Consider the following 20,795-nt stretch of genomic DNA (forward strand, 5'->3'; position numbering starts at 1 on the left):
AAAGTATTCAAAATACTGGGCGAACGATACCGTAACAGAAGAAAACGTTTTGGATTAAGAGTAAATTTAATCGCTGGCATTTACAATTATGAATTATATGCCTTTTTCAATTAATACAAGAGGTCTAGTATATGCCGGATATTTCCTTTATATGCCAGTGTACCTTTTTCATACGCATCTGATAATGCCTGGCACGCTTTGGTAAGATCATCTCCTTCCAGAACGTTAAGCCACACAGCATATGCTGTTGACCATGTATCTGCCTGTTTGCTCTTTCCTGTTGAAGCACGCAGCATACCTTTTTCATCTGCAAAAGTTGAAGGCAACGCTTTTTTTATAGCTGCGGCAATCTGTTTGTATCGATCAGCTTTTAAGGGTTGATGAATCATTGTAAACAATTCAGCCATCTCGCTGGCTGCCCGGTATTTTAAAAGAGAAGCAAAACAAAGATCTCCTGTAATTTCTTCCGCGTCTCTGAATCCAAAATCTACTCCCCTGAAAGCATCATTAGTGTAAACAATATGATTATCTGCCCTGGCAGGAGGGACTTTAAATGCGATCTCTAACCTGTCTATCAAACGGGTTCCATTGATATCTTTATTGAGTAAAACAACATCTGAAGTTGTTTTTACATAATTGTATGCCATGTGAACAAAATAAAACTGGTCGCAATAAGGAGGAGTCATTCCAAATTGTTTTGTTCCCTGCTCTTCATAGCTATATGTACCGGGATAATAAATAGGCAAACTATTATCAATACGGATGTGATCAGCAATGGCTCCCAGCGGAATGAGGCTCCCGTTTTTTGTGATCCATGTTTGATCGCATTGGGTAGAAGCTGCAAGTAAGAGCATGTGCTTTTGTTCTTTAGCTGTAATAAAGCCTGTTTCTAACGCCATCGCATAATCTCTTATCCAGAATGATGGATAAGCATTTCGGCCTCCGGGCCTTATCAAAACTCCGCCGGTATTATTTTCACCGAAAGAAGGAATTGCCTGTCCCGGTAAAATTCTGGAACTATCTATAACTGCGCTTGTAATGGTTTTTAAAAAAAGTAAATCATCATTACTGATAAGCGTTTGCTTTTTCTGCGAAAAACAAATTGTATGAATAAATATGGTGAATATAAGCATGGCAATACGAATCATACCCGGTATTTTATATACAATATAGTTTTTAAAATATAATCAGGGGAGGTATATGTTAATAATACAATACCCGCATTGCAGAAATACACTGTTAAGAAACGATTGAATTCTCTTTCTTCAAAAATATAGCAGTAAATTGCTGATATAAATAGGTACATATGCAGAAAATAGAATTGAGCAATAATCAATACAGGCTATTATTACAGCTTGCATTTCTTGGTGTGGAGATGATAGATAATGCGGCATTAGGAGATGAAGAGGGAGATGAAGAAGAATCACAATTGATGAATGAGGCAATTGACCTGGAACATTTTTTAATTGCACAGCACAAAAAATTTGGAGTAAAAGATATAGTGGAAATAAACGAAGATGAGGATGAAATGGTGTACAAACCGGAGTTTCTAGAGGAGTGTAAGTTTATTGCCAACAGCGCTTATATGAATAAAGCAGCGGAGATAGCATCTTTTCAAATGGGTATCCGGGATTTTAAAGAAGTTAATGGCCAGGAAGCATTGGAGAAGCTCTCTCCTGAAAAAGGAGTAGACAATTTAATGAGCTATTCATCAAAATACCTGGAAGAAATATTTGAAAACGGATTCGCAAATTTTTATTTGCGTAATGCTGCTCCTTCTAAAATCATTACTTTTTCTTAATCTCGTGTTATTCCCGGGAACACTATTAGTTCTTAACCATTAAGGAATTAAGAAAATTAAGTAAAACGCCTTAATATACCTTAACTTCTTAATGGTTTTCAAAACATATATTATTTTTCATGCCTTTCAAACTACATTCATCATATACGCCCTCCGGCGATCAGCCTGAGGCAATACGGCAGCTCACTGAAGGAATATTGCAGGGAGAAAAACATCAAACTTTACTTGGTGTTACCGGCTCCGGTAAAACATTCACTATGGCGAATGTTATTCAGCAAGTACAACGGCCGACATTGGTACTCACGCATAACAAAACCCTGGTTGCACAATTGTATGGTGAGTTTAAGCAGTTTTTTCCTGATAATGCAGTAGGTTACTTTGTTTCTTATTATGATTATTATCAGCCGGAAGCATATATAGCGGTAAGTGATACTTATATAGAAAAAGATCTTTCCATAAACGAAGAATTAGACAAGCTTCGTTTGCAGGCAACCGCTCAATTGTTAAGCGGACGGAGGGATATTATTGTTGTGGCATCGGTTAGTTGTATTTATGGTATTGGTAATCCTGCTGAGTTTGAAAACGGTATTATACGCATTCATACAAACCAGGTGATCAGCCGTCAGGGCTTTTTGCATTCGCTTGTAAATGCTTTATATACCCGTAGCCAGGGTGATTTTAACCGTGGCACATTCCGGGTAAATGGAGATACGGTTGATATTAATCTTCCTTACATGGATTCCGGCTATCGCATCAGTTTTTTTGGCGATGAAATTGAAACGATAGAAACGCTGGAGATCAGCAGTGGTAAGAGAATTGCGGCGGTAGATAATGCGGCTATATTTCCTGCTAATTTATACCTCGCTCCAAAAGATATGCTGCAGCAGGTGTTGTATGAGATACAGGATGAGATGGGCCGGCAGGTAGATTATTTTAAAAGCTCCGGGAAATATATTGAAGCACAACGTCTGAGTGAAAGAGTGAATTATGATGTGGAAATGATTCGTGAACTTGGCTATTGCAATGGCGTTGAAAACTATTCCCGTTTTTTTGACCGGCGTGAGCCGGGCACAAGGCCATTCTGCCTGCTTGATTATTTTCCCAAAGATTTTTTGTGTGTGATTGATGAGAGTCATCAAACCATACCGCAGATCAGTGGTATGTATGGTGGTGACAGGAGCCGAAAACTGGTATTGGTGGATTATGGTTTCCGGTTGCCATCTGCATTAGATAACAGGCCATTAAATTTTCATGAATTTGAAAACATGCTGAATCAAACGGTATATGTATCTGCTACACCAGGTGATTATGAACTGGAAAAAACAGGTGGTGTGGTGGTTGAGCAGGTTGTTCGCCCTACAGGATTACTTGATCCTCCGATAGAGATCAGACCAAGTGTGAACCAGATTGATGATCTGCTGGATGAAATTGATAAGCGTGTTACCAAAGGCGATCGTGTGCTGGTTACAACCCTAACTAAGCGCATGGCGGAGGAAATGGATAAATATCTTCATCGTATAAATATCAAATCAAAATATATACACAGCGAAGTTGATACACTGGAACGTGTGGAGATATTGAGGCAACTTCGGTTAGGTGAGATAGATGTATTGGTTGGAGTAAATTTATTGCGTGAAGGGCTGGATCTTCCGGAAGTATCTTTGGTTGCAATACTTGATGCGGATAAAGAAGGGTTTTTGCGCAATGAAAAATCGCTGACACAAACAGCCGGCCGTGCTGCCCGTAACGTTGATGGGCTGGTTATTTTTTATGCCGATAAAATGACTGAAAGTATGCAGCGTACGATTGATGAAACCAACCGGCGCCGCGAAAAGCAGGTAGCATACAATATTGAACATAATATTACACCAACTACGGTTAAAAAATCAAAAGACCAGGTGTTCGCGCAAACTTCTGTACTGGATATTAAAGGCTATGATACCAGCAAACCTTATGCATTAGCCCCTGATGAGGACTTGGTAACTGTTGCCGCTGAAGACCAGGAAGAATACCAGACTGTTCCCAAAATGGAAAAGGCCATCGCAAAAATTAAGAAAGAAATGGAAAAAGCAGCGAGAGATCTTGATTTTATGGAAGCGGCAAGATTGAGGGATGAAATGTTTGCCATGCAGAAAAAACTGGAAGCGATGAAGCAGTAGAAACTGTGTTTTCTCGCCCCAGGCAAATGCACCGCAGTGCCTGAGTATATGTTACCAGCATTTATCTTTATATATTGCAACATAATAAACCCATACTTATGAGAGGAAAAACCCTGCTTGTACTATTTGTTTTTGTTTTCTTTAAAAACTACTCGTATTCTCAGTCCATCGATCTGTCTAACGCGGTTATTTGGGTTGGTGATACCAAAACAATTTCGCTTGCAAAACCATTGCAGGTATTAAAGGAAGAAGTGCAGAAAAGAACGGCTATTGATCTTACTGTGGTTGAGAAATTACCCGGGGAAAATCAACCCGCTATATATATTGCGCTCAATGAGAGAGCATCAAAGCTGCCTAAAGAAATTCGTGCCGCGGCAGGCAATTTCCCCGAACCGGGCAATGAGGGTTTCAAACTTATTGTACATAAACCGACTACATCAGTTATAATAGTTGCGAAAGATGCAAGAAGCGTATTATATGGCATAGGAAGGTTTTTGAGGAAAGCAGAGATGCGCAATAACCAATTATCATTACCTGAAACAGTATCTGTTTCAACCACTCCTAAATATCCTATCCGGGGCCATCAATTGGGTTTTCGTCCTAAAACAAATTCTTACGACGCGTTTTCCGTTAAACAATTTGATCAATACATCCGTGAGTTGGCATTATTTGGTGCAAACAGTATTGAAATTATGCCGCCGCGTACTGATGATGACGATACCAGCGTACATATGAAGCTACGTCCTGAAAAGATGATCATAGAGCAGGCAAAGATCTGTAAGGCATATAATCTTGATGTATGGATGTGGTACCCGAATATGGGACCGGATTATTCCAACCGCGATTCACTTAAAAAGGAGATACAGGAGCGCATGGAAGTATTTGGCTCGCTTCCCAAATTAGATCACGTGTTTGTGCCTGGCGGCGACCCCGGCGACCTGGAGCCCGATCAGTTGTTTAGCTGGCTCGGTAAAATTGCTTTATCGCTGCGGCAAATGCACCCTAAAGCAAAAGTGTGGGTATCAACACAGGCTTTTCGCCCAACAAAAAAATGGCTGGATGATTTTATAAAACATGCCAACAGCGGTTATCCCTGGTTTGGTGGTGTGGTATTTGGACCCTGGGTAAAAATTCCGGTTGCAGAATTAAGAAAGCAATTGAAGGATTCCATACCTATCCGCATGTACCCGGATATTACACACAGCTATACCGCGCAATACCCGGTGCCGGATTGGGATGTCGCTTATACGATGACGTTAGGAAGGGAGTGTATCAATCCAAGGCCGGAAGATGAAAAACATATACACAATGTTTTTGCTAAATATGGAGCTGGTAGTATCAGCTATTCGGAAGGCACAAACGATGATGTAAATAAATTTGTATGGAGTGACCAGGACTGGGATCCGGAAACACCTGTGATTGAAACAATGCGTGACTATTGTCGTTTGTTTTTTGGTTCAGATCTTGCAGAATCAGCAGCGCAGGGTATAATGAATCTTGAAAAAAATTTCCGCGGACCATTGCTTATCAATAAAGCTGTTGCACAAACTTTAATGCAGTGGCAGGATATTGAAAAGAAAGCACGGGCCGAACTCATGCTGTTTAATTTCCGTTTTCAGATGTGCCTGCTGCGTGCATATTATGACGCGCTTATACAAAGACGCCTGATATATGAAACAGCGCTTGAATCAAAGGCAAGAGAAGTATTGCAGAATGCAACACCTGAGACTATTGCAGCTATCATTCAGGAAGCAAAAGAAATATTAGCGAAGTCAAAGCAACAACCTGTTGGGCTGGCACTGAAGGAAAGATGCAACACATTAGCGGACTCTTTATTCAGCACTATTGGCGCACAACTTACGGTTGAAAAACATGGTGGCGTTTCGGGCAGGGGAAATTTTATGGATAATATAGATATGCCATTGAATGATGCGCCCTGGCTCAATGACCAGTTGAATACATTTGAAAAAATAACTGATGCTAATGAAATGATGGCTAAAGTAAATGAAATGCTGCATCGTACAGATCCGGGGCCTGGTGGTTTTTATGATCATTTTGGTTCTGAGGAAAGCAGGAGCAAAGTAATATCAAATAAAACATGGGCTGAAGATCCGGGCAGCCTGGAATCTCCACGTAAATCTTACGGCATTGGTATTATTGGAGAAGAATGGGTAGACGAGATAAAAGCACAGGGCTTTTCAGGGCAAACAACACCTGCCGCATGGATGACACAGATCAATACATTATATGATCAGCCGCTGCAGATAAAATATGAAAACCTTGATACAACTGCCTCTTACAAAATACGGATCACTTATACCGGTAGGTTCAGGTCTAAAGTAAAACTGGTTGCAAATGATAATATCGTGATCCATGATTTTTTGCAAACAGGGCAAAAGCCTGTGTATGAATTTGATATTCCGCACGAAGCTACCGCAGGCGGCAAAGTTGTATTTACATGGAATTGCGGTGAAGGAGAACGTGGCTCACAGGTTACGGAGATATGGTTGATGAAGAAGTAAGTAGCACGCTGGTGCGGTTCGTCCTCAGACTGTAAGTTGCGGGTATTGGTGAACCGGCATCAGGAAGTAATATAATCCATGATCAAATTGGCTCTTGCGCCGGTATTACCAGTACTCGGACATTTACCTTCACCGCGTAACTCTTTTACTATAGTTTCAAGCAATGGTTGCTGTACATGATCCGGGTAGGGGATATCGTATTCCGCTATTCCCTCAGCGGTTTCAACTTTTATTTTTGTGGCTGAAAAAAATGAGAAAGTTATTTTACCTTTTGAACCGATGAATTGTCCATGGTCAATACGCTGTTCTTTATTGACAGTATAACACCAACTGCCGTTGCCTACAATTCCATTTTCAAATTCATAATTCGCTACCACTACATCATCAGCTTTATATAAATGAGCCTGGTTGCGTGCTATACCCTTGGCATAAGTTATTTCTCCAAACAAAAATTCAAGTATATCAAATTGGTGGGAAGCAAGATCATGAAAATGCCCGCCACCAGATATTTCGGGGAACACTCTCCATCGCGGCTGTGGGTTTTCTCCCACTTCATCATCATAAGGCTGCCAATGTAAAGTAATGTTCACGCACCTGATATCGCCAATGACTTTCTGGTCAACCAGTTCTTTGAGCTTTAAAAAATAGGGTAATGTCCTCCGGTAGTATGCTACAAACACCGGCACACCGGCTTCGCTACCAAGGCGATTAATTTCTTCGCACTCTTTAAAATTTCTTGCCATTGGTTTTTCTATGTATACCGGCTTACCTGCTTTTATCACTTTAGCGGCATATTCCAGGTGCACGCCAGGAGGAGTAGCAATATATACAGCATTTACATCAGGATCGTTAATAAGCTCATCTACATCTGTATACCATTTGGGCACATTGTGTCTTTTTGCATAATCTTCGGCCTTATCTGCTTTTCTTGCCATTACGGCAACCAAAGAAGCGTTTGCCAGTTTATTTATAGCAGGAGCACCACTCTTTTTTTCTGTTACGTTCCCGCAACCAATCATACCCCATTGTATATGTTGCATACTATTATTTTTGTCAAAAAAAGTTTATTAGATAACCGGCGTAATATCTTTAGTGCCTCCGTCCTCAGTGTCGCCAACGGCCTTCTTTATAATATTTATATCGTTGTTCAGTTTTTGACTGAATAATGCTATATCCGAACTGTGTATCACAATATCCACGCCTTCCTGTATCCATTTTATTTGCCGCTCCGGTTCCAGTGAAAAATGTATGCCAACAGATAACCCTTTTTTTCTGCTGGTATGAATGATCTGCTTAACAGCCTTATCAAACGTGGGATGATCATATTGTTCAGGAATGCCAAGGCTGATAGAAAGATCATGCGGGCCAATAAATACAGCATCTAAGCCCGGCACGCCGAGCAGTTCATCCAGCTTATTTAATGCAGGCACACTTTCTATATTGGCTATGCAAATATTGCCCTGGTTATATTTGGAAAGATATGCCTTCATATCTGCAGATAATTCTTTTTCACTGTTCATTACCTCGTTCAGTATTTTTCCTTTCAGTGGGCGGAATTTTGTTGCGGCAACCAACTCTTTTATTTGCTCAACAGATTCAAGATAAGGCGCTATCACTCCTTTCGCTCCTGCATCAATGCACTGTCCTGCCAAATATGGATCAGGTGCAGGTATGCGCACGACCGGTGTAATATTATATGCAAGCATTACCTGGCACATGCGTGCCATATCAGACCTGTCGATGGCGATATGTTCTGTATCAATAAAAGCAAAATCAAGCGAAGCTTTTTTGAAAATAATGGGCCAGCCCGGTGCAGTGGAGGTGAAGCATGTTCCATATACCCGTTCTCCATTTTTTAACTTCTGCAGCATAGTTATTTTGAATGTAGTATTGATTAATTCTTCAGCAAGTAGGAGAATGCTTATTTTATTATATACTCAATCCACCCTGATACTCAATTCATTCATCAATACTAAAAACCTGCAGCCTTGCTTTCAGGTTGGTAATTTCTCCCTGCAGGCTTCTTACTTTGGTTAAAAGGTGTGCTATTGCGTCAATGCCTTCCATGTTAATATCAAGGTCGTAATGCAGGCGGATGAACTTTTCAAGATCATTCAACTGTCCACTATGCAGAAATGTTTTTTCTTCTACCGTAACAATATCAATCAAGCCATATTCATTCAACTGCTGTATAAAGGATACCGCTATGTTGTATTGTGTGCAACATGCTTCCTGTGGTATTAAATCTTCTGTTGTATGCATATCACTATATGTTAAGATTGAGATATTTCTCTGAATAATGCTTTTTGTTTTTCGGTTAAGCCTGTAGGGATTTTAATATTCCATGTTACAAAAAGATCACCGGATTTTCCTTCTTCTTTGTATACAGGAAATCCTTTTCCTTTTAATCTTGTTTTGGTTCCGTTTTGTGTTTCAGGATTTATTTTCAGCTTCACCTTCCCGTTTATAGTATCAATCATTTTTTCTCCTCCCAGTACGGCTGTATACAGATCAAGGTCAACGGTAGTATACAGGTCATCGCCTAATCTTTTGAATATAGCATCCTCTTCTATATGAAAAGTAATGTACAAATCACCTGCAGGTCCGCCATTTACTCCCGGGGCGCCATATCCTTTTAATTTGATCGTTTGCCCTTCTGCTATACCCGCAGGAACAGTTATCCTCACATTTTTATCATTTATAGTGAAGGTGCGTTTGTGTGTGGTATACGCTTCCCTGAGTGTGATGGTCATATCAGCATTAAAGTCCTGCCCTTTAAACTGTGCCTGCCGCCTGCTTCTGCTATCCCCGCCGGCTGTGCCTCCAAACATAGTATTAAAAAAATCAGAAAAATCACCGGAAGAAAAATCTTCTGAGGAAAAATTGCCGCCAAAGCCACTACCGCCAAAATCTCCACCAGAGGTGTAACCCCTTTCCTGTTGATGTTGCTTTGCTTTTTCAAATTCGTCTGCATGTTGCCAGTCTTTGCCATACTGGTCGTACTTTTTTCTTTTTGCAGGATCACTTAATACTTCATTCGCTTCGTTGATCTGCTGAAACTTTTTGTGTGCCTCTTTATCATTCGGATTTAAATCAGGATGGTGCTTTCTCGCCAGTTTTCTATATGCTTTTTTAATATCATCCTGGCTGGCGTTCTTATCCAATCCCAAAATCTTGTAATAATCTATGAATTCCATATGTTGTTCCCCGGTATAATTGATAAATGTTTACTATAAATTTACGAAAGAGCCACTAATTGTTAATAATTAATGAAGATGCCCTGCTTTTTACTACAATCGCTAAGGGTATTTTTAAAATACATGCCTCGCTCACTTCGGCTACTGTTGTTTTATATATAAATATCAAACGGCAGATAATCGGTAAATCAGGATGAAATGCATTCATCCTGCAAATTATGCTTATTGTCGAAATAAGGGTATACCTGTATCATATCGCAGCTTGTTTCCCGTTTTATATACACGAAACCGTACTTTATGAAAAAGATATCAATTTTACTGGTTGCATTTTTGATCACAGCTGGTTTAAAAGCTCAACAGAACTATCATTTTGTATCTCAGCAACACCAGAGCGTGAAATATGACTCTGCCAGTAATGCGTATTTTATAGAGAAAGAAGTGAACCAGTTAGCAAATATCAATGTAACTGAAAAAAATATTTCTTTTACAATAACTGAAAATAATACCTCTTATATAACATTGGTGAAAATAGAAAATGCACATCTCGATTCTCTTGAAAAGAAAATGAGCTTTTCTGTAAACGGGGTAGATAGTAAAACCGGCAGGCAGGTAAAATTAGGTTTTTGGTTTATTGGTGAAGAGTTGGATGAAGTGAACTATACTGAGCTTGCTACTCAAACTACAATTGGTTATAAAGATTTAAGTGTAGGCAGTGAAGCTATTGCTCAAACTGTAGCAGTAACAAGGCCTGTTAAAGCCAGAAAATAGTATGGCAGAATAGTAAAGTAGCTTAAAGTTTATCATAAACATTTCACTGGTCAGAAAAGGCGTTTCCGAAAGGAAATGCCTTTTTAATTTTGCTATAATATTGCAAAGGCCTATTTCAACGTCAGTTGAATTACCCGGAATAAAGAATTGGTTGAGATCAGAGAAAATGTAACCGCACAGGTCTGTAAGATCTGTGTAGTTGAAAAACAAAACTTATGAGCAATTACGAGCTTCTTATTAAAAGTCTTTTACAGTTCCCTTCTGAAAAATGGTTGTCCAGGTATTTTGATCTTGTAAAGAAGCTTTTAACTGATCTGGACATAGATTCGAATGATCCAAGATTGGCGCTTACATTACCTAAAAATGGCATTCTGCCGGTAAATCTCGGACAGCGGTATGTATTTCGCCCAGGTAATGATGGTTATGTTGGCTGCATTGTTCCAATAGATTTTGATACCGAATCGGTAGATGGCTTTGAAGTTTTTTTCTTTAGCACTAAAGGAATAAACGACGCCAAATTTATAGATATTCCCATGTTTGAAAATCAACCTTTTTGTGAGTATGTTTATAATGCGTGTTTAGAAGAATGCCATAAGATTTTGCAGCATTGTAAAAAATCCGGATTCAGAAAACATCATGTTTCCATACTATACGATTTCATTATGGAACCTTCTGTAAGAAGTGAGTTATTACGAGATATTTTCTAAAATTAAACCTAGCAAATCTCATGATTATACCAATGCTTCAACCGCTCAGTTTCCGGATTACACCTTCAGGCATATCGAATATCTGCTGATTGTTGATCATTTTTGTGCTTACTCAGGCAGATGTGTATATACTTTCAACGAATCAGTAGTTTTTTTGATCTTAAGCTGGTTTTATTACCGGTCACGGCCTCTTGTTTACTCATTGTGCATTCAGCGTTTCCTGCAACAACCCCCGGAAAGTTGCCGGCAAAATTACTGTAGATGTATATTATAAACTCTTTGAAATGCCCTGCTTTCATGAATAACTGTTTTGAAAATAAAAGGAGGGTATCCTTAAGCAAATTGCCGCTTATATGTGATCGTTTATAGCTCAGCGCAGAAATTCCTTAAACCTTCCTATCTTTAAAACCAGACTTTACAAAATCATTATGCTGTATGAGCCAATACAATATCAATCGCCGACAATTTATCCGTGGAGCTTCTGCAACGCTTGCGCTCGCTTCACTTAAAGCAAATGGTATGGATTTTTTCAGCACAGCGCCTGCGAGGCGCGTGGCGTTGATTGGTACAGGCTGGTATGGCAAGAGTGATCTGTTCCGGTTAATTCAGGTGGCGCCTGTAGATGTGGTAGGGCTTTGTGATCCCGACAGGCATCAGCTTGAAAAAGCGGCTGAAATGGTAAGCCAGCGACAAACCAGTCGTAAAAAACCTGTCATGTATGGCGATTACCGAAAGCTACTGGCTGAACAAAAACCAGATATCGTTTTGGTGGGTTCGCCCGATCACTGGCACGCTTTGCATACTATTACCGCATTGCAGGCAGGTGCGCATGTATATGTACAAAAGCCCATAAGTGTTGATGTAATGGAAGGCGAAGCAATGGTTGCCGCGGCAAGAAAATACAATAAAGTGGTGCAGGTTGGTACACAAAGAAAAAGCACGCCGCATTTAATAGAGGCAAAGAAAAACATCATTGATGCGGGACTGTTAGGAAAAGTATCCCATGTAGAAATGTGCTGCTATTACCACATGCGAAATAATGGCAACCCGCCCGTTCAGGCAGTACCTGATTTTTTCGATTATGAAATGTGGACTGGCCCCGCGCCATTACGCCCTTACGATGGATTGCCGCATGTGCGCTGGTGGCGCACTTTTATGGAATACGGCAATGGTATTATGGGGGATATGTGCGTGCATATGCTCGACACCGTGCGGTGGATGCTGAAACTGGGTTGGCCAAAACGCATCAGCTCTACCGGAGGTATATATGTAGATAAAACAGGCAAGAGTAATATAGCCGATACACAGAGTGCCATATTTGAATATGACGAACTGGAGTGTATCTGGCAACATCGCAGTTGGGGTACGCCTGCCGATCCTGAATATCCCTGGGCATTTAAGTTATATGGGGAAAAAGGTACGCTTTGCGGCAGCACTATGAAATATGATTTCATTCCTAATGGCAAAGGCGAAAAAATACATATGGATGTAGTGTATGAAAAAGAAAAGTATCCTGAAGATGTAACTGAGCCGGATATAGAGCTGAATGCGGCGCCTGCAACCCGTTTACATATGCTGGATTTTTTGAAAGCAATTGATAATAAGACAAGACCTGTGGCTGATATAGAAGAAGGACATATATCAACTGCCAGTTGTATTATCGCTAATCTTTCTATGAAGCTGGGAAGGGCATTAAGTTATGACCCCATAAAAAAAGAAATTGTAGGTGATCCGGAAGCCACAAAGTTGCTGAAGAGGGAATACAGGGGCCCGTGGGTGCATCCGGGAGCGTAATTTGAACTCCAATCCGGTCATCTGACAGAGACCAGCTTGTATATATAGAAGCTATAATGCTTTTTGCATGCCCCAATATTAAATGGAACAGGATATTAGGAACTGGAAGGGTATAAGTCAGCAGAAGAAATACTTACATTAAGACCATTAAAGAAAAAAACTTTAATGGATATTTACAATGCTGTTCAATTGATAAGCGGGTAAGCAGCCAATTAATGCAGACGGTGAAACCTCTTTCTCTTTCCTTACTTTTGCTTCAAATGAACATCAATAATACTTCCCTGGAAAAAATATTAGCACGGCTGAAAATAAAAGCGCTTAATGATATGCAGGTGGCTGCATTCGAAGCCGTAACCGGTAATGATGACACAATTCTCTTGTCTCCAACCGGCTCGGGAAAAACACTCGCTTTTTTGCTACCCTTGCTACATGCATTTAATCCTGCTTTAAAAAAAACACAGGCGCTGATCGTAACGCCTTCCAGGGAACTGGCGCAGCAGATTGAACTGGTGTTTAAAAAGATGACTACAGATTTTAAAGTTACCTGCTGCTATGGAGGCCACAAAAGAGAAACAGAAGAAAATAACCTGGTTGAACCTCCTGCATTGATCATCGGTACGCCGGGCAGACTGGGAGATCATATACGAAGAGGCAATATCACTACAGATACTATTGAAACCATTGTGCTGGATGAGTTTGACAAATCGCTGGAACTGGGTTTCCAGGAAGAGATGGATTTTATTATTCAATCGCTGCCTGATATAAAAAAGCGTATACTTACTTCTGCTACTGATCTTGAAGATATGCCGGCGTTTATCAGGTTGTTGCAACCTGCTAAACTTAATTTCCTTACAGGTGATGCCCCACCCGCAGAAAAGCTTGTTTTTAAAAAAGTATTAAGCCCGGCTAATGATAAAGCAGATACGCTTTTTAAACTGATATGCTTTCTAGGAGATCGATCAACTATTGTATTCTGCAATCACCGTGAAGCAGTAGAGCGTACCAGTAATCTTATAAAAGAAAAAGGCATTACCAATGTTTTTTATCATGGCGCTATGGAGCAGAAAGAAAGAGATGCAGCGCTCAGCAAGTTCCGCAATGGCAGTGTGAACGTACTTGTTACAACCGATCTGGCTGCAAGAGGATTGGACATCCCTAATATCAGGTATATTATTCATTACCATATTCCGCATACGGAGGACAGCTTTATTCACCGCAATGGCAGAACGGCTCGTATGGATGCGAGTGGTACCGCTATTATTATTTTAGCGCCTGATGAAAAAATGCCTGCATATATTTTAATTGAACCTGAAGAAATAATACTACCGGAGAAAGATGTATTGCCGGAAAAACCCAAATGGACAACGCTTTTTATCGGTGCCGGAAAAAAAGATAAAGTGAATAAAATTGATATTGTCGGATTTTTAAGCAAGAAAGGAGAACTGAAAAAAGAAGACATCGGGCTGATTGATGTAAAAGATTTTTTCTCTTTTGTAGCTATCCGTAAAACAAAGGCAAGTCATGCGCTGCATTTGATAAAAAACGAAAAGATCAAGAACAGGAAAGTGAAAATTGATGTGGCGAAATGAGCAATACCATAATATTAGCAACCGGTTAAGCAACAACCTCTATACAAAATCGTTAGCGTTTTATTCAAAGGGGAACTATTATGAAAAGCAGTTTTAAGCTATTCTGTACAATTGCAGCCATAAGCATATTTGAATGTATTACAGCGTGTAATAAAGAGATTAAAGAGAACAAGCCTGAATTAACGTCTGTTGTGCCATCATCTGCCAGGGGTGGAGATACTATAACTGCATTCGGGAAAAATTTATTTACTGATATATCAAAGGTTAAAGTAACTATCAATAAAAAAGAGGCGCGGATTATTACAGCAACTCCGGATAGCATACAGGCTGTGGTGCCGGAAAACGCAGGTTCCGGCAGGGTATCAGTAAGTATAGGCGACGAGACTTACGAAGGTCCGGAGTTTGAGTATGAGTATAAAGTAATTGTTACCACAGTCGCCGGCACAGGTACGGCAGGCAATAAGGGTGGAAGCGCGGCAACCGCAACATTTAATTGCCCCTGGGGCATTGTTTCCGACAGGAACAATAATTTGTTTATTGCGGATGTATACTCCAGGCTGATACGAAAAATATCACTTGCAGACAGCACCGTAATAAATTACGAAATAGGAAACCTTGATTTTGCAAGCCCATATAACATAGCCATTGATCATAACACAGGCAATTTATTTGTTACTGATTTTAATAAACATGTTATGAAGATGGATCAATCTGCAAATATGTCTGTAATATATACTGCTGAGATGCCGCTTGCAGGCATTGCTGTTAGCCCTAATGGAAGCTCCTTGTTTATTGGTAATAATACATTGGGCACAATAACAAAAACGGATATTAACGGAATGAACCCTGTGCTATATACAGATAACATCATCACACCAAGAAATATTTTCTATGATCATACGGGCAAAATGTGGGTTGCCTGCTATAGATTTCTTTATGATATTACTAATAGTGGCACTGCCACTCCTGCATATGCATACGGAGATTTTGGAGGATGGGAAGCAATTCCGGACACTGCAGGAAATTTCTACCTGGCTGATCATTTCAAAAATTGTATTCATAAAATTGACAAAGCAGGAAACATAACAAAAATAGCCGGAAGTGGTATGGCTGCTGATATTGACGGAATTGGGCTGGAGGCATCCTTTAACGGACCTCAGGGAATTACTATTGATGCTGATGGAAATCTGTACGTTACTACTTTTAACTATGACACAAATGAAGGAAATAAAGTTAGAAAGATTGAATTTAAATAGCACAACAACCTGCAACTTCACACAATAATCGGTATATCTGTAATTACACAAACACCGGGTAGTTACTGTTATAAGTTTCTTAAAAGAAATATCATATCATCTTTATTCTATTTTATTTAAGGAATTTAATAGCAGAGATTTTTTTGTTGATGGTTCACCTATTTAATTGTGCTTATGATTAAAAACTACCTGAAAATTGCGTGGCGGAATTTATTAAAGCATAAAATCTTTTCGGGCATTAATATACTTGGCTTGTCTATTGGTATTGCAGCCTGCATAATCATATTTATTTATGTACGATTTGAGCTTACATACGACCGGTATAACCGGAATGCAGACCGCATTGCGCGGGTAGCGTCTACCATTAAAGCGCCTGAATCTGATTTTATGATCGCCTCAAGCCCGACTGCACTGGCAGATGCCTTGAAACAAAACTTTCCTGAAGTGGTGACGGCTGTGCGTTTAGACAATGCTGCTCAAGCTGTAAAATGCAATAACGAGGTTTTTAAAGAAGAAGAATTTTACAGGACAGATGCTGATATATTTTCCGTTTTCAGCTTCGATTTTATTGAGGGCAACAGTGCTGCCGCTTTGCAAAAGCCTCAATCTATTGTATTGACCCAATCCGTAGCCAAAAAATATTTTGGCAATACATCTCCTTTAGGGAAAACCCTGGTATGTAATGGAACACCGCTATTGGTGACCGGCGTTGTAAAAGACCGTCCTGCCAATTCCGATATTCATATCAATGCTTTGTTGTCTGCCGATTTTTCGGCCACAGCCACATGGGATGATTTTGATTTATACACTTATGTGTTGTTCAGACAAAATGCGGACATCAAAAATTTTGAAAAAAAGCTTACGGCGCTGGCTAAGAAAAATATTGATCCTTTGCTAAATACGGATGGGTCTACAGGTTACAGCGCCAAGATGGAAATAGAGCCTTTATCTGATGTTCATTTCAGCCAGGGAAAATTAATGGATACGCCAAAAGGCAATAAGCAATCGAATTACATATTTGCGTTGCTTGCCGTTTTTATATTAATGATCGCTATACTTAATTATATCAATCTTAGTACGGCGCGGTCATTTGAAAGGGCAAAGGAAGTAGGGATACGTAAAGTAAGCGGCGCCGGTAAATTTCAATTGGTAAGACAGTTTTTGTTTGAATCATTTTTACTGGTTACCGGAGCCTTATTATTATCGGTAGTATTGGTGAAGGCGACCCTGCCTTTTTTAAACACACTTTTGCAAACCAGGCTCTCTGTTGATCCAGTGGCGGCAACTATCCTGGTCGCGGTTATTTTTGTTACCACGCTTCTGCTTGCAGGGTTATACCCGGCTTTTGTATTGTCTGGTTTTAATCCGGTGAGTGTATTAAAAGGTAGCTGGCGTTTTAGCATTAAAGCTGTCTGGCTGCGTAAATCTATAACCATTGCACAGTTTACCATAGCGATTGTTTTAATTGTGGGCACTATAGTTATCCATCAGCAAATGAAATTTATCAGGGAGAAAGACCTTGGCTTTTCAAAAGATCAGTTGCTCAATATATTTCTTCCACGCGATTCTGTCTACCAGGGTGCTGTTAAAGCGTTTCAGAACGATCTCCGCCGGCAAAGTGCCGTTAAAGGCGTTACCGTTGGTTATGGCATGGCTGATGCCACTTTGGCAAGCACCTATACTTCATTTGAAGGAAAGAAAAGAGAAATACTTTGCACCTACTATGTTATTGACGACTGGTTTTTACCTGTTTTTCAAATGCATTTGCTGGAAGGAAGAAACCTGTCTAATAGTATTATAACGGATAAAAACGAAGCATTTCTGGTGAATGAATCCTTTTTAAGAACAATGGGATGGCAGTCGGGGGTGGGAAAAGATATAGAAGGATTTGGTCACAAAGGCAAAGTTGTAGGTGTAGTAAAGGATTTCTATTTCAAGTCTCTGCACAACACAATTGAACCGCTGGTAATGATATGGAATACCTTCCCGGCTAATACAACTACAGTAAAAATAAGCCCGGCAAACCTCAGCGTAGTAGAAAGCATATTTAAAAGGCATTTCCCGGCAACAGTATTTGATTACGCTTTTGTAGATGATACAGTAAACAAACAGTATATGCAGGATAATATTACCATGCGGCTGTTTAACTGGTTCACTGTATTTGCCATTTTCATTTCCTGCCTCGGTATTTACGGATTAGCAACCCTGATCATTGCGCAACGCGCTAAAGAACTGTCTGTACGAAAAGTATTGGGTGCTACCATAAGCCAATTGCTTGCTTTGCTTACAAAAGATTATATAAAGCTTCTTGCCTGGGCAATGATCATTGCACTTCCGTTGGCAGGTTACCTCATGCATCACTGGCTTTTATCGTATGCGTACCGCATTCAGCTAAGCTGGTGGATGTTTGTTGTGCCGGTAGTATTTCTTTTGATAATTACTCTTGTAATGATTGGCAGAGAAGTTATAAAAGCGGCATTGGTAAACCCGGTAAAAGGGCTGCGGGCAGAATAAGCTGCAAATACAATAAAAAGGGATGAGTGTAGCAACTCACCCCCAACTGTTTATTCCTCTTTAAATTTTCTGCGAATAATGAGCTGTAATTTCTGTGCTGTTAGATGACTGCTTTGTTTCTTCGTTTTTACCGGACTTACTGTCTCTTGTATTTTTTTGCACAGCAATAGCGGCAAAAAGACTGAGCACAAACGACATGGCATAGAATCCTTTCTCACTTCTTGTTAAATCAGCATTCCACAGCCCAACGGTAAGCAATATGATACTGAGGATAGTGGTGAACCAGGCTATGCCATAATAGAGATTCGTAACAGGAATACCTTCCATCTGGTCGCGAACAGCTTTTTGAACGGATATGGCAGAGAATAAGCCGAACATTAGTACGGTGAAATAATAACCTTTTTCATTGAGTTGCATATCAGCATTCCAGAGACCGATATTGTATGCAGTTATGCCGGTTAAAAGGGCGAACCATGACGCGCCGATAAACGCGGCTGATGGTTGAAGGGATGGTTTTTGTTCCATATAAAATATTTATGGAAACAAATCTATTTTCCGGTTGGCGTATTGCTTTTGACAATAGTCAAATTGTAAAACATGATTTGTTAAAGCCTGCTTCTTATACGGCTTAAAGTTTCCTGGCTTATACCGAGATAAGAAGATATATAACCTAATGGAACACGTTCAATAATATGCGGCATATTGGTAAGCAATGCTTCATATCGTTCTGCGGCAGTTTTAAACTGCGCGTTTACATAACGTTCTTCTAAGCGGATATAATATTTTTCATACACTATTCTTACCAACCGCTCTATTTCATGATACTGATTGTACAAGCCCGTAAGCTTTTCTTTAGAAATGCCATATAAAATACTCCCTTCTAATAATTGCAGGTTTTCAACTGCAGGCTCACCCGTTATAAAGCTGTGAAAGGAAGTAACAAAATCGTTTTCAAAACCAAACCAGTGAGTTATTTCTTTTCCTTCAAGATTATAAAATCCGCGCAACGCCCCCTTCTGCAAAAAATATAAATGCCTGCAAACGCTGTCCTCCCTCACAAGGAAACTGCCTTTGGATAATGTTATTTCCTCAAAACAATTTTCCAGCGCCTGCTGCGCTTCTTCGTTTAATTTATAAAATCCGTGTAAATGGGTAAGCAGTTGTTGCATATTGCAAAATAATACTTAATCGTTTGATGCGTATTGAGTGGGACTAAAAACCTGTAATGTTTGCCGGGCTGCAACGCAGCCCGGCAAACATTACAGGTTCGATGCACAGGGACCCTATGAGGTTTATCACCATATAACAAGCTAATAAAAGCCAGGTTAAAGAAGCTTACACAGAAGCCAATAAAAAATTGCTCCTTATAGCGCCGAACTATGAGAAGAAGCATTAATATGGATTTGGAGAAAGTTACTTAATCAACCCTGAAAGAAATTTTACAGATACATCCGTAAGAAATAACCTTATCATCTTTTACATGTGCTTTAATATCTTTCACATATACAGAATCAATATTTCTTATTGTTTTAGAGGCTTCAGCAACAGCTTGCCGTATAGCATCATCAATTCCTTTTTCTGAAGAAGCAATTACTTCAATAACTTTTACAATAGGCATAACAATACGTTTTTCTGTTAACAAATAAATTATACTATGAAAGGTAGTTTTTTTTCAGGACTTTATCTATTAGGGGGTATTTCAATTTTTCGTGTGTTGAACAATCATATGCAGATATCTCGTGCTTCGGCATGACAGGCGGCTGAATATATGCTGAACAATAGTACAAATGCTGAACGATTGTTCTACTGCTGAACTTATCTGCGCAGTTTGTCATGCCGAGGCACGAGGCATCTGCGGTAACAGTAGTATCTACATGCGAAAAATTGAAATACACCAACCTATTACTTGTAGGCACCAACTTGTCATTTCACCAGCGCTTAAAAGGCAATACAGCAAGATTGGCATTGTAATATCTCGGATCATGAGTAACTTCTTCCGTTACCCAATCCGGTATATCAAATGGTTCGCCTTCTGATTGCAGTTCAATTTCCGCAACAATTAATCCTTCATTCTCTCCATGAAATACGTCTATTTCCCAAAGCTTGCTTCTATAAGAGATATTATACCTGGTTTTTGAAATTTCATTATTGGAAAAATTATCCAGCAATTGTTTCGCATCGGTTAATGGAATATTGTATTCAAATTCACTTCGTGTTGCACCGGTTGTTTTTCCTTTAATGGTTATAAAAGCGTTTTCATTACTCAGTCTTACACGAATGGTTTTATGAATATCATTTAAAAGATAGCCCTGCCGGTAAAGTTTGCCCTGCGGTTTGGGAAGAGTATTCCACTTATTATGATTTATTAAAAATTTGCGTTCTATTTCGAGTGGCATAAAGATCAGTTTCGTGTATTGAAATTATGCCATCGCATCTGTAAACAAAATATAAAATACTTTTTTTGGAAGGAGTGTAAATTTATTCCGCT

General features: G+C 39.6%; 18 protein-coding genes. 9 read left to right on the top strand and 9 right to left on the bottom strand.

Going from position 1 to position 20,795, the window contains the following annotated elements; translation table 11 throughout:
- Positions 1-110: 110 nt before the first annotated feature.
- On the bottom strand, positions 111-1,148 hold the full coding sequence (locus DC498_RS04630) for a hypothetical protein (protein ID WP_116872976.1): 1,038 nt from the start codon (positions 1,146-1,148) through the stop codon (positions 111-113).
- 158 nt (positions 1,149-1,306) lie between these two features.
- Here DC498_RS04630 and DC498_RS04635 point away from each other — a divergent pair, with 158 nt between their 5' ends.
- The 3 genes from DC498_RS04635 to DC498_RS04645 all read left to right on the top strand — a co-directional run bounded on the left by DC498_RS04635 (position 1,307) and on the right by DC498_RS04645 (position 6,482).
- Positions 1,307-1,801, top strand: a complete 495-nt coding sequence (locus DC498_RS04635; protein WP_116872977.1) for a hypothetical protein — start codon at positions 1,307-1,309, stop codon at positions 1,799-1,801.
- A 119-nt stretch (positions 1,802-1,920) separates the two neighbouring features.
- Positions 1,921-3,960, top strand: a complete 2,040-nt coding sequence (uvrB, locus tag DC498_RS04640) for an excinuclease ABC subunit UvrB (protein WP_116872978.1) — start codon at positions 1,921-1,923, stop codon at positions 3,958-3,960.
- A 98-nt stretch (positions 3,961-4,058) separates the two neighbouring features.
- Positions 4,059-6,482, top strand: coding sequence for a hypothetical protein (locus DC498_RS04645; protein WP_116872979.1), 2,424 nt, complete (start codon positions 4,059-4,061; stop codon positions 6,480-6,482).
- Positions 6,483-6,541: 59 nt separating this feature from the next.
- Here DC498_RS04645 and DC498_RS04650 read toward each other — a convergent pair whose 3' ends face one another.
- The 4 genes from DC498_RS04650 to DC498_RS04665 all read right to left on the bottom strand — a co-directional run bounded on the left by DC498_RS04650 (position 6,542) and on the right by DC498_RS04665 (position 9,679).
- Positions 6,542-7,522: a Gfo/Idh/MocA family protein gene (locus DC498_RS04650; protein WP_116872980.1), complete on the bottom strand. Its 981-nt coding sequence runs from the start codon at positions 7,520-7,522 to the stop codon at positions 6,542-6,544.
- Between the two features lie 27 nt (positions 7,523-7,549).
- Complete coding sequence (locus DC498_RS04655; protein ID WP_116872981.1) at positions 7,550-8,353, bottom strand: HpcH/HpaI aldolase family protein; 804 nt, start codon at positions 8,351-8,353, stop codon at positions 7,550-7,552.
- An 88-nt stretch (positions 8,354-8,441) separates the two neighbouring features.
- Positions 8,442-8,744 (bottom strand): chaperone modulator CbpM, encoded by a 303-nt coding sequence (locus DC498_RS04660; protein ID WP_116872982.1) that lies wholly within the window; start codon positions 8,742-8,744, stop codon positions 8,442-8,444.
- Positions 8,745-8,755: 11 nt separating this feature from the next.
- Entirely contained in the window at positions 8,756-9,679 is a 924-nt protein-coding gene (locus tag DC498_RS04665; RefSeq protein WP_116872983.1) for a DnaJ C-terminal domain-containing protein, read from the bottom strand.
- A 297-nt stretch (positions 9,680-9,976) separates the two neighbouring features.
- On the opposite strand from DC498_RS04665, the gene DC498_RS04670 reads away from it, so the two are divergent.
- The 6 genes from DC498_RS04670 (at position 9,977) to DC498_RS04700 (ending at position 18,307) form a co-directional block, all read left to right on the top strand.
- Positions 9,977-10,447: a hypothetical protein gene (locus DC498_RS04670; protein WP_116872984.1), complete on the top strand. Its 471-nt coding sequence runs from the start codon at positions 9,977-9,979 to the stop codon at positions 10,445-10,447.
- 215 nt (positions 10,448-10,662) lie between these two features.
- Entirely contained in the window at positions 10,663-11,154 is a 492-nt protein-coding gene (locus DC498_RS04675; RefSeq protein WP_116872985.1) for a hypothetical protein, read from the top strand.
- A 435-nt stretch (positions 11,155-11,589) separates the two neighbouring features.
- Positions 11,590-12,948, top strand: coding sequence for a Gfo/Idh/MocA family protein (locus DC498_RS04685; RefSeq protein ID WP_116872987.1), 1,359 nt, complete (start codon positions 11,590-11,592; stop codon positions 12,946-12,948).
- Positions 12,949-13,208: 260 nt separating this feature from the next.
- Positions 13,209-14,537, top strand: coding sequence for a DEAD/DEAH box helicase (locus tag DC498_RS04690; RefSeq protein ID WP_116873240.1), 1,329 nt, complete (start codon positions 13,209-13,211; stop codon positions 14,535-14,537).
- An 80-nt stretch (positions 14,538-14,617) separates the two neighbouring features.
- Positions 14,618-15,793 (top strand): IPT/TIG domain-containing protein, encoded by a 1,176-nt coding sequence (locus tag DC498_RS04695; protein WP_116872988.1) that lies wholly within the window; start codon positions 14,618-14,620, stop codon positions 15,791-15,793.
- Between the two features lie 174 nt (positions 15,794-15,967).
- The gene (locus DC498_RS04700; protein WP_116872989.1) at positions 15,968-18,307 is read left to right on the top strand and encodes an ABC transporter permease; all 2,340 of its coding nucleotides are present in this window, start codon (positions 15,968-15,970) and stop codon (positions 18,305-18,307) included.
- A 60-nt stretch (positions 18,308-18,367) separates the two neighbouring features.
- On the opposite strand, the gene yiaA is transcribed toward DC498_RS04700, so the two are convergent.
- From yiaA to DC498_RS04720, 4 genes are all read right to left on the bottom strand, one after another.
- Positions 18,368-18,832 carry an inner membrane protein YiaA gene (gene yiaA / locus DC498_RS04705; protein WP_116872990.1) on the bottom strand — a complete coding sequence of 155 codons (465 nt, stop codon included), beginning with the start codon at positions 18,830-18,832 and terminating at the stop codon, positions 18,368-18,370.
- An 80-nt stretch (positions 18,833-18,912) separates the two neighbouring features.
- Positions 18,913-19,476, bottom strand: coding sequence for a Crp/Fnr family transcriptional regulator (locus DC498_RS04710; RefSeq protein WP_116872991.1), 564 nt, complete (start codon positions 19,474-19,476; stop codon positions 18,913-18,915).
- Positions 19,477-19,724: 248 nt separating this feature from the next.
- Positions 19,725-19,925 carry a dodecin family protein gene (locus tag DC498_RS04715; RefSeq protein WP_116872992.1) on the bottom strand — a complete coding sequence of 67 codons (201 nt, stop codon included), beginning with the start codon at positions 19,923-19,925 and terminating at the stop codon, positions 19,725-19,727.
- A 310-nt stretch (positions 19,926-20,235) separates the two neighbouring features.
- Positions 20,236-20,703 (bottom strand): CYTH domain-containing protein, encoded by a 468-nt coding sequence (locus DC498_RS04720; protein WP_116872993.1) that lies wholly within the window; start codon positions 20,701-20,703, stop codon positions 20,236-20,238.
- Between the last annotated feature and the right edge of the window lie 92 nt (positions 20,704-20,795).

The organism is Terrimonas sp., assembly GCF_003075435.1.
Taxonomy (GTDB): domain Bacteria; phylum Bacteroidota; class Bacteroidia; order Chitinophagales; family Chitinophagaceae; genus Agriterribacter.

What these genes read in the sequence shown, in the direction of transcription:
- DC498_RS04635 (WP_116872977.1), top strand. Translation starts at nt 1,307, where the DNA reads ATGCAGAAAATAGAATTGAGCAATAATCAATACAGGCTATTATTACAG.
- DC498_RS04690 (WP_116873240.1), top strand. Translation starts at nt 13,209, where the DNA reads ATGAACATCAATAATACTTCCCTGGAAAAAATATTAGCACGGCTGAAA.
- DC498_RS04665 (WP_116872983.1), bottom strand. Translation starts at nt 9,679, where the DNA reads ATGGAATTCATAGATTATTACAAGATTTTGGGATTGGATAAGAACGCC.
- DC498_RS04715 (WP_116872992.1), bottom strand. Translation starts at nt 19,925, where the DNA reads ATGCCTATTGTAAAAGTTATTGAAGTAATTGCTTCTTCAGAAAAAGGA.
- DC498_RS04675 (WP_116872985.1), top strand. Translation starts at nt 10,663, where the DNA reads ATGAGCAATTACGAGCTTCTTATTAAAAGTCTTTTACAGTTCCCTTCT.
- DC498_RS04720 (WP_116872993.1), bottom strand. Translation starts at nt 20,703, where the DNA reads ATGCCACTCGAAATAGAACGCAAATTTTTAATAAATCATAATAAGTGG.
- DC498_RS04630 (WP_116872976.1), bottom strand. Translation starts at nt 1,148, where the DNA reads ATGATTCGTATTGCCATGCTTATATTCACCATATTTATTCATACAATT.
- DC498_RS04685 (WP_116872987.1), top strand. Translation starts at nt 11,590, where the DNA reads ATGAGCCAATACAATATCAATCGCCGACAATTTATCCGTGGAGCTTCT.
- DC498_RS04650 (WP_116872980.1), bottom strand. Translation starts at nt 7,522, where the DNA reads ATGCAACATATACAATGGGGTATGATTGGTTGCGGGAACGTAACAGAA.
- DC498_RS04660 (WP_116872982.1), bottom strand. Translation starts at nt 8,744, where the DNA reads ATGCATACAACAGAAGATTTAATACCACAGGAAGCATGTTGCACACAA.
- uvrB (WP_116872978.1), top strand. Translation starts at nt 1,921, where the DNA reads ATGCCTTTCAAACTACATTCATCATATACGCCCTCCGGCGATCAGCCT.
- yiaA (WP_116872990.1), bottom strand. Translation starts at nt 18,832, where the DNA reads ATGGAACAAAAACCATCCCTTCAACCATCAGCCGCGTTTATCGGCGCG.
- DC498_RS04695 (WP_116872988.1), top strand. Translation starts at nt 14,618, where the DNA reads ATGAAAAGCAGTTTTAAGCTATTCTGTACAATTGCAGCCATAAGCATA.
- DC498_RS04670 (WP_116872984.1), top strand. Translation starts at nt 9,977, where the DNA reads ATGAAAAAGATATCAATTTTACTGGTTGCATTTTTGATCACAGCTGGT.
- DC498_RS04655 (WP_116872981.1), bottom strand. Translation starts at nt 8,353, where the DNA reads ATGCTGCAGAAGTTAAAAAATGGAGAACGGGTATATGGAACATGCTTC.
- DC498_RS04710 (WP_116872991.1), bottom strand. Translation starts at nt 19,476, where the DNA reads ATGCAACAACTGCTTACCCATTTACACGGATTTTATAAATTAAACGAA.
- DC498_RS04645 (WP_116872979.1), top strand. Translation starts at nt 4,059, where the DNA reads ATGAGAGGAAAAACCCTGCTTGTACTATTTGTTTTTGTTTTCTTTAAA.
- DC498_RS04700 (WP_116872989.1), top strand. Translation starts at nt 15,968, where the DNA reads ATGATTAAAAACTACCTGAAAATTGCGTGGCGGAATTTATTAAAGCAT.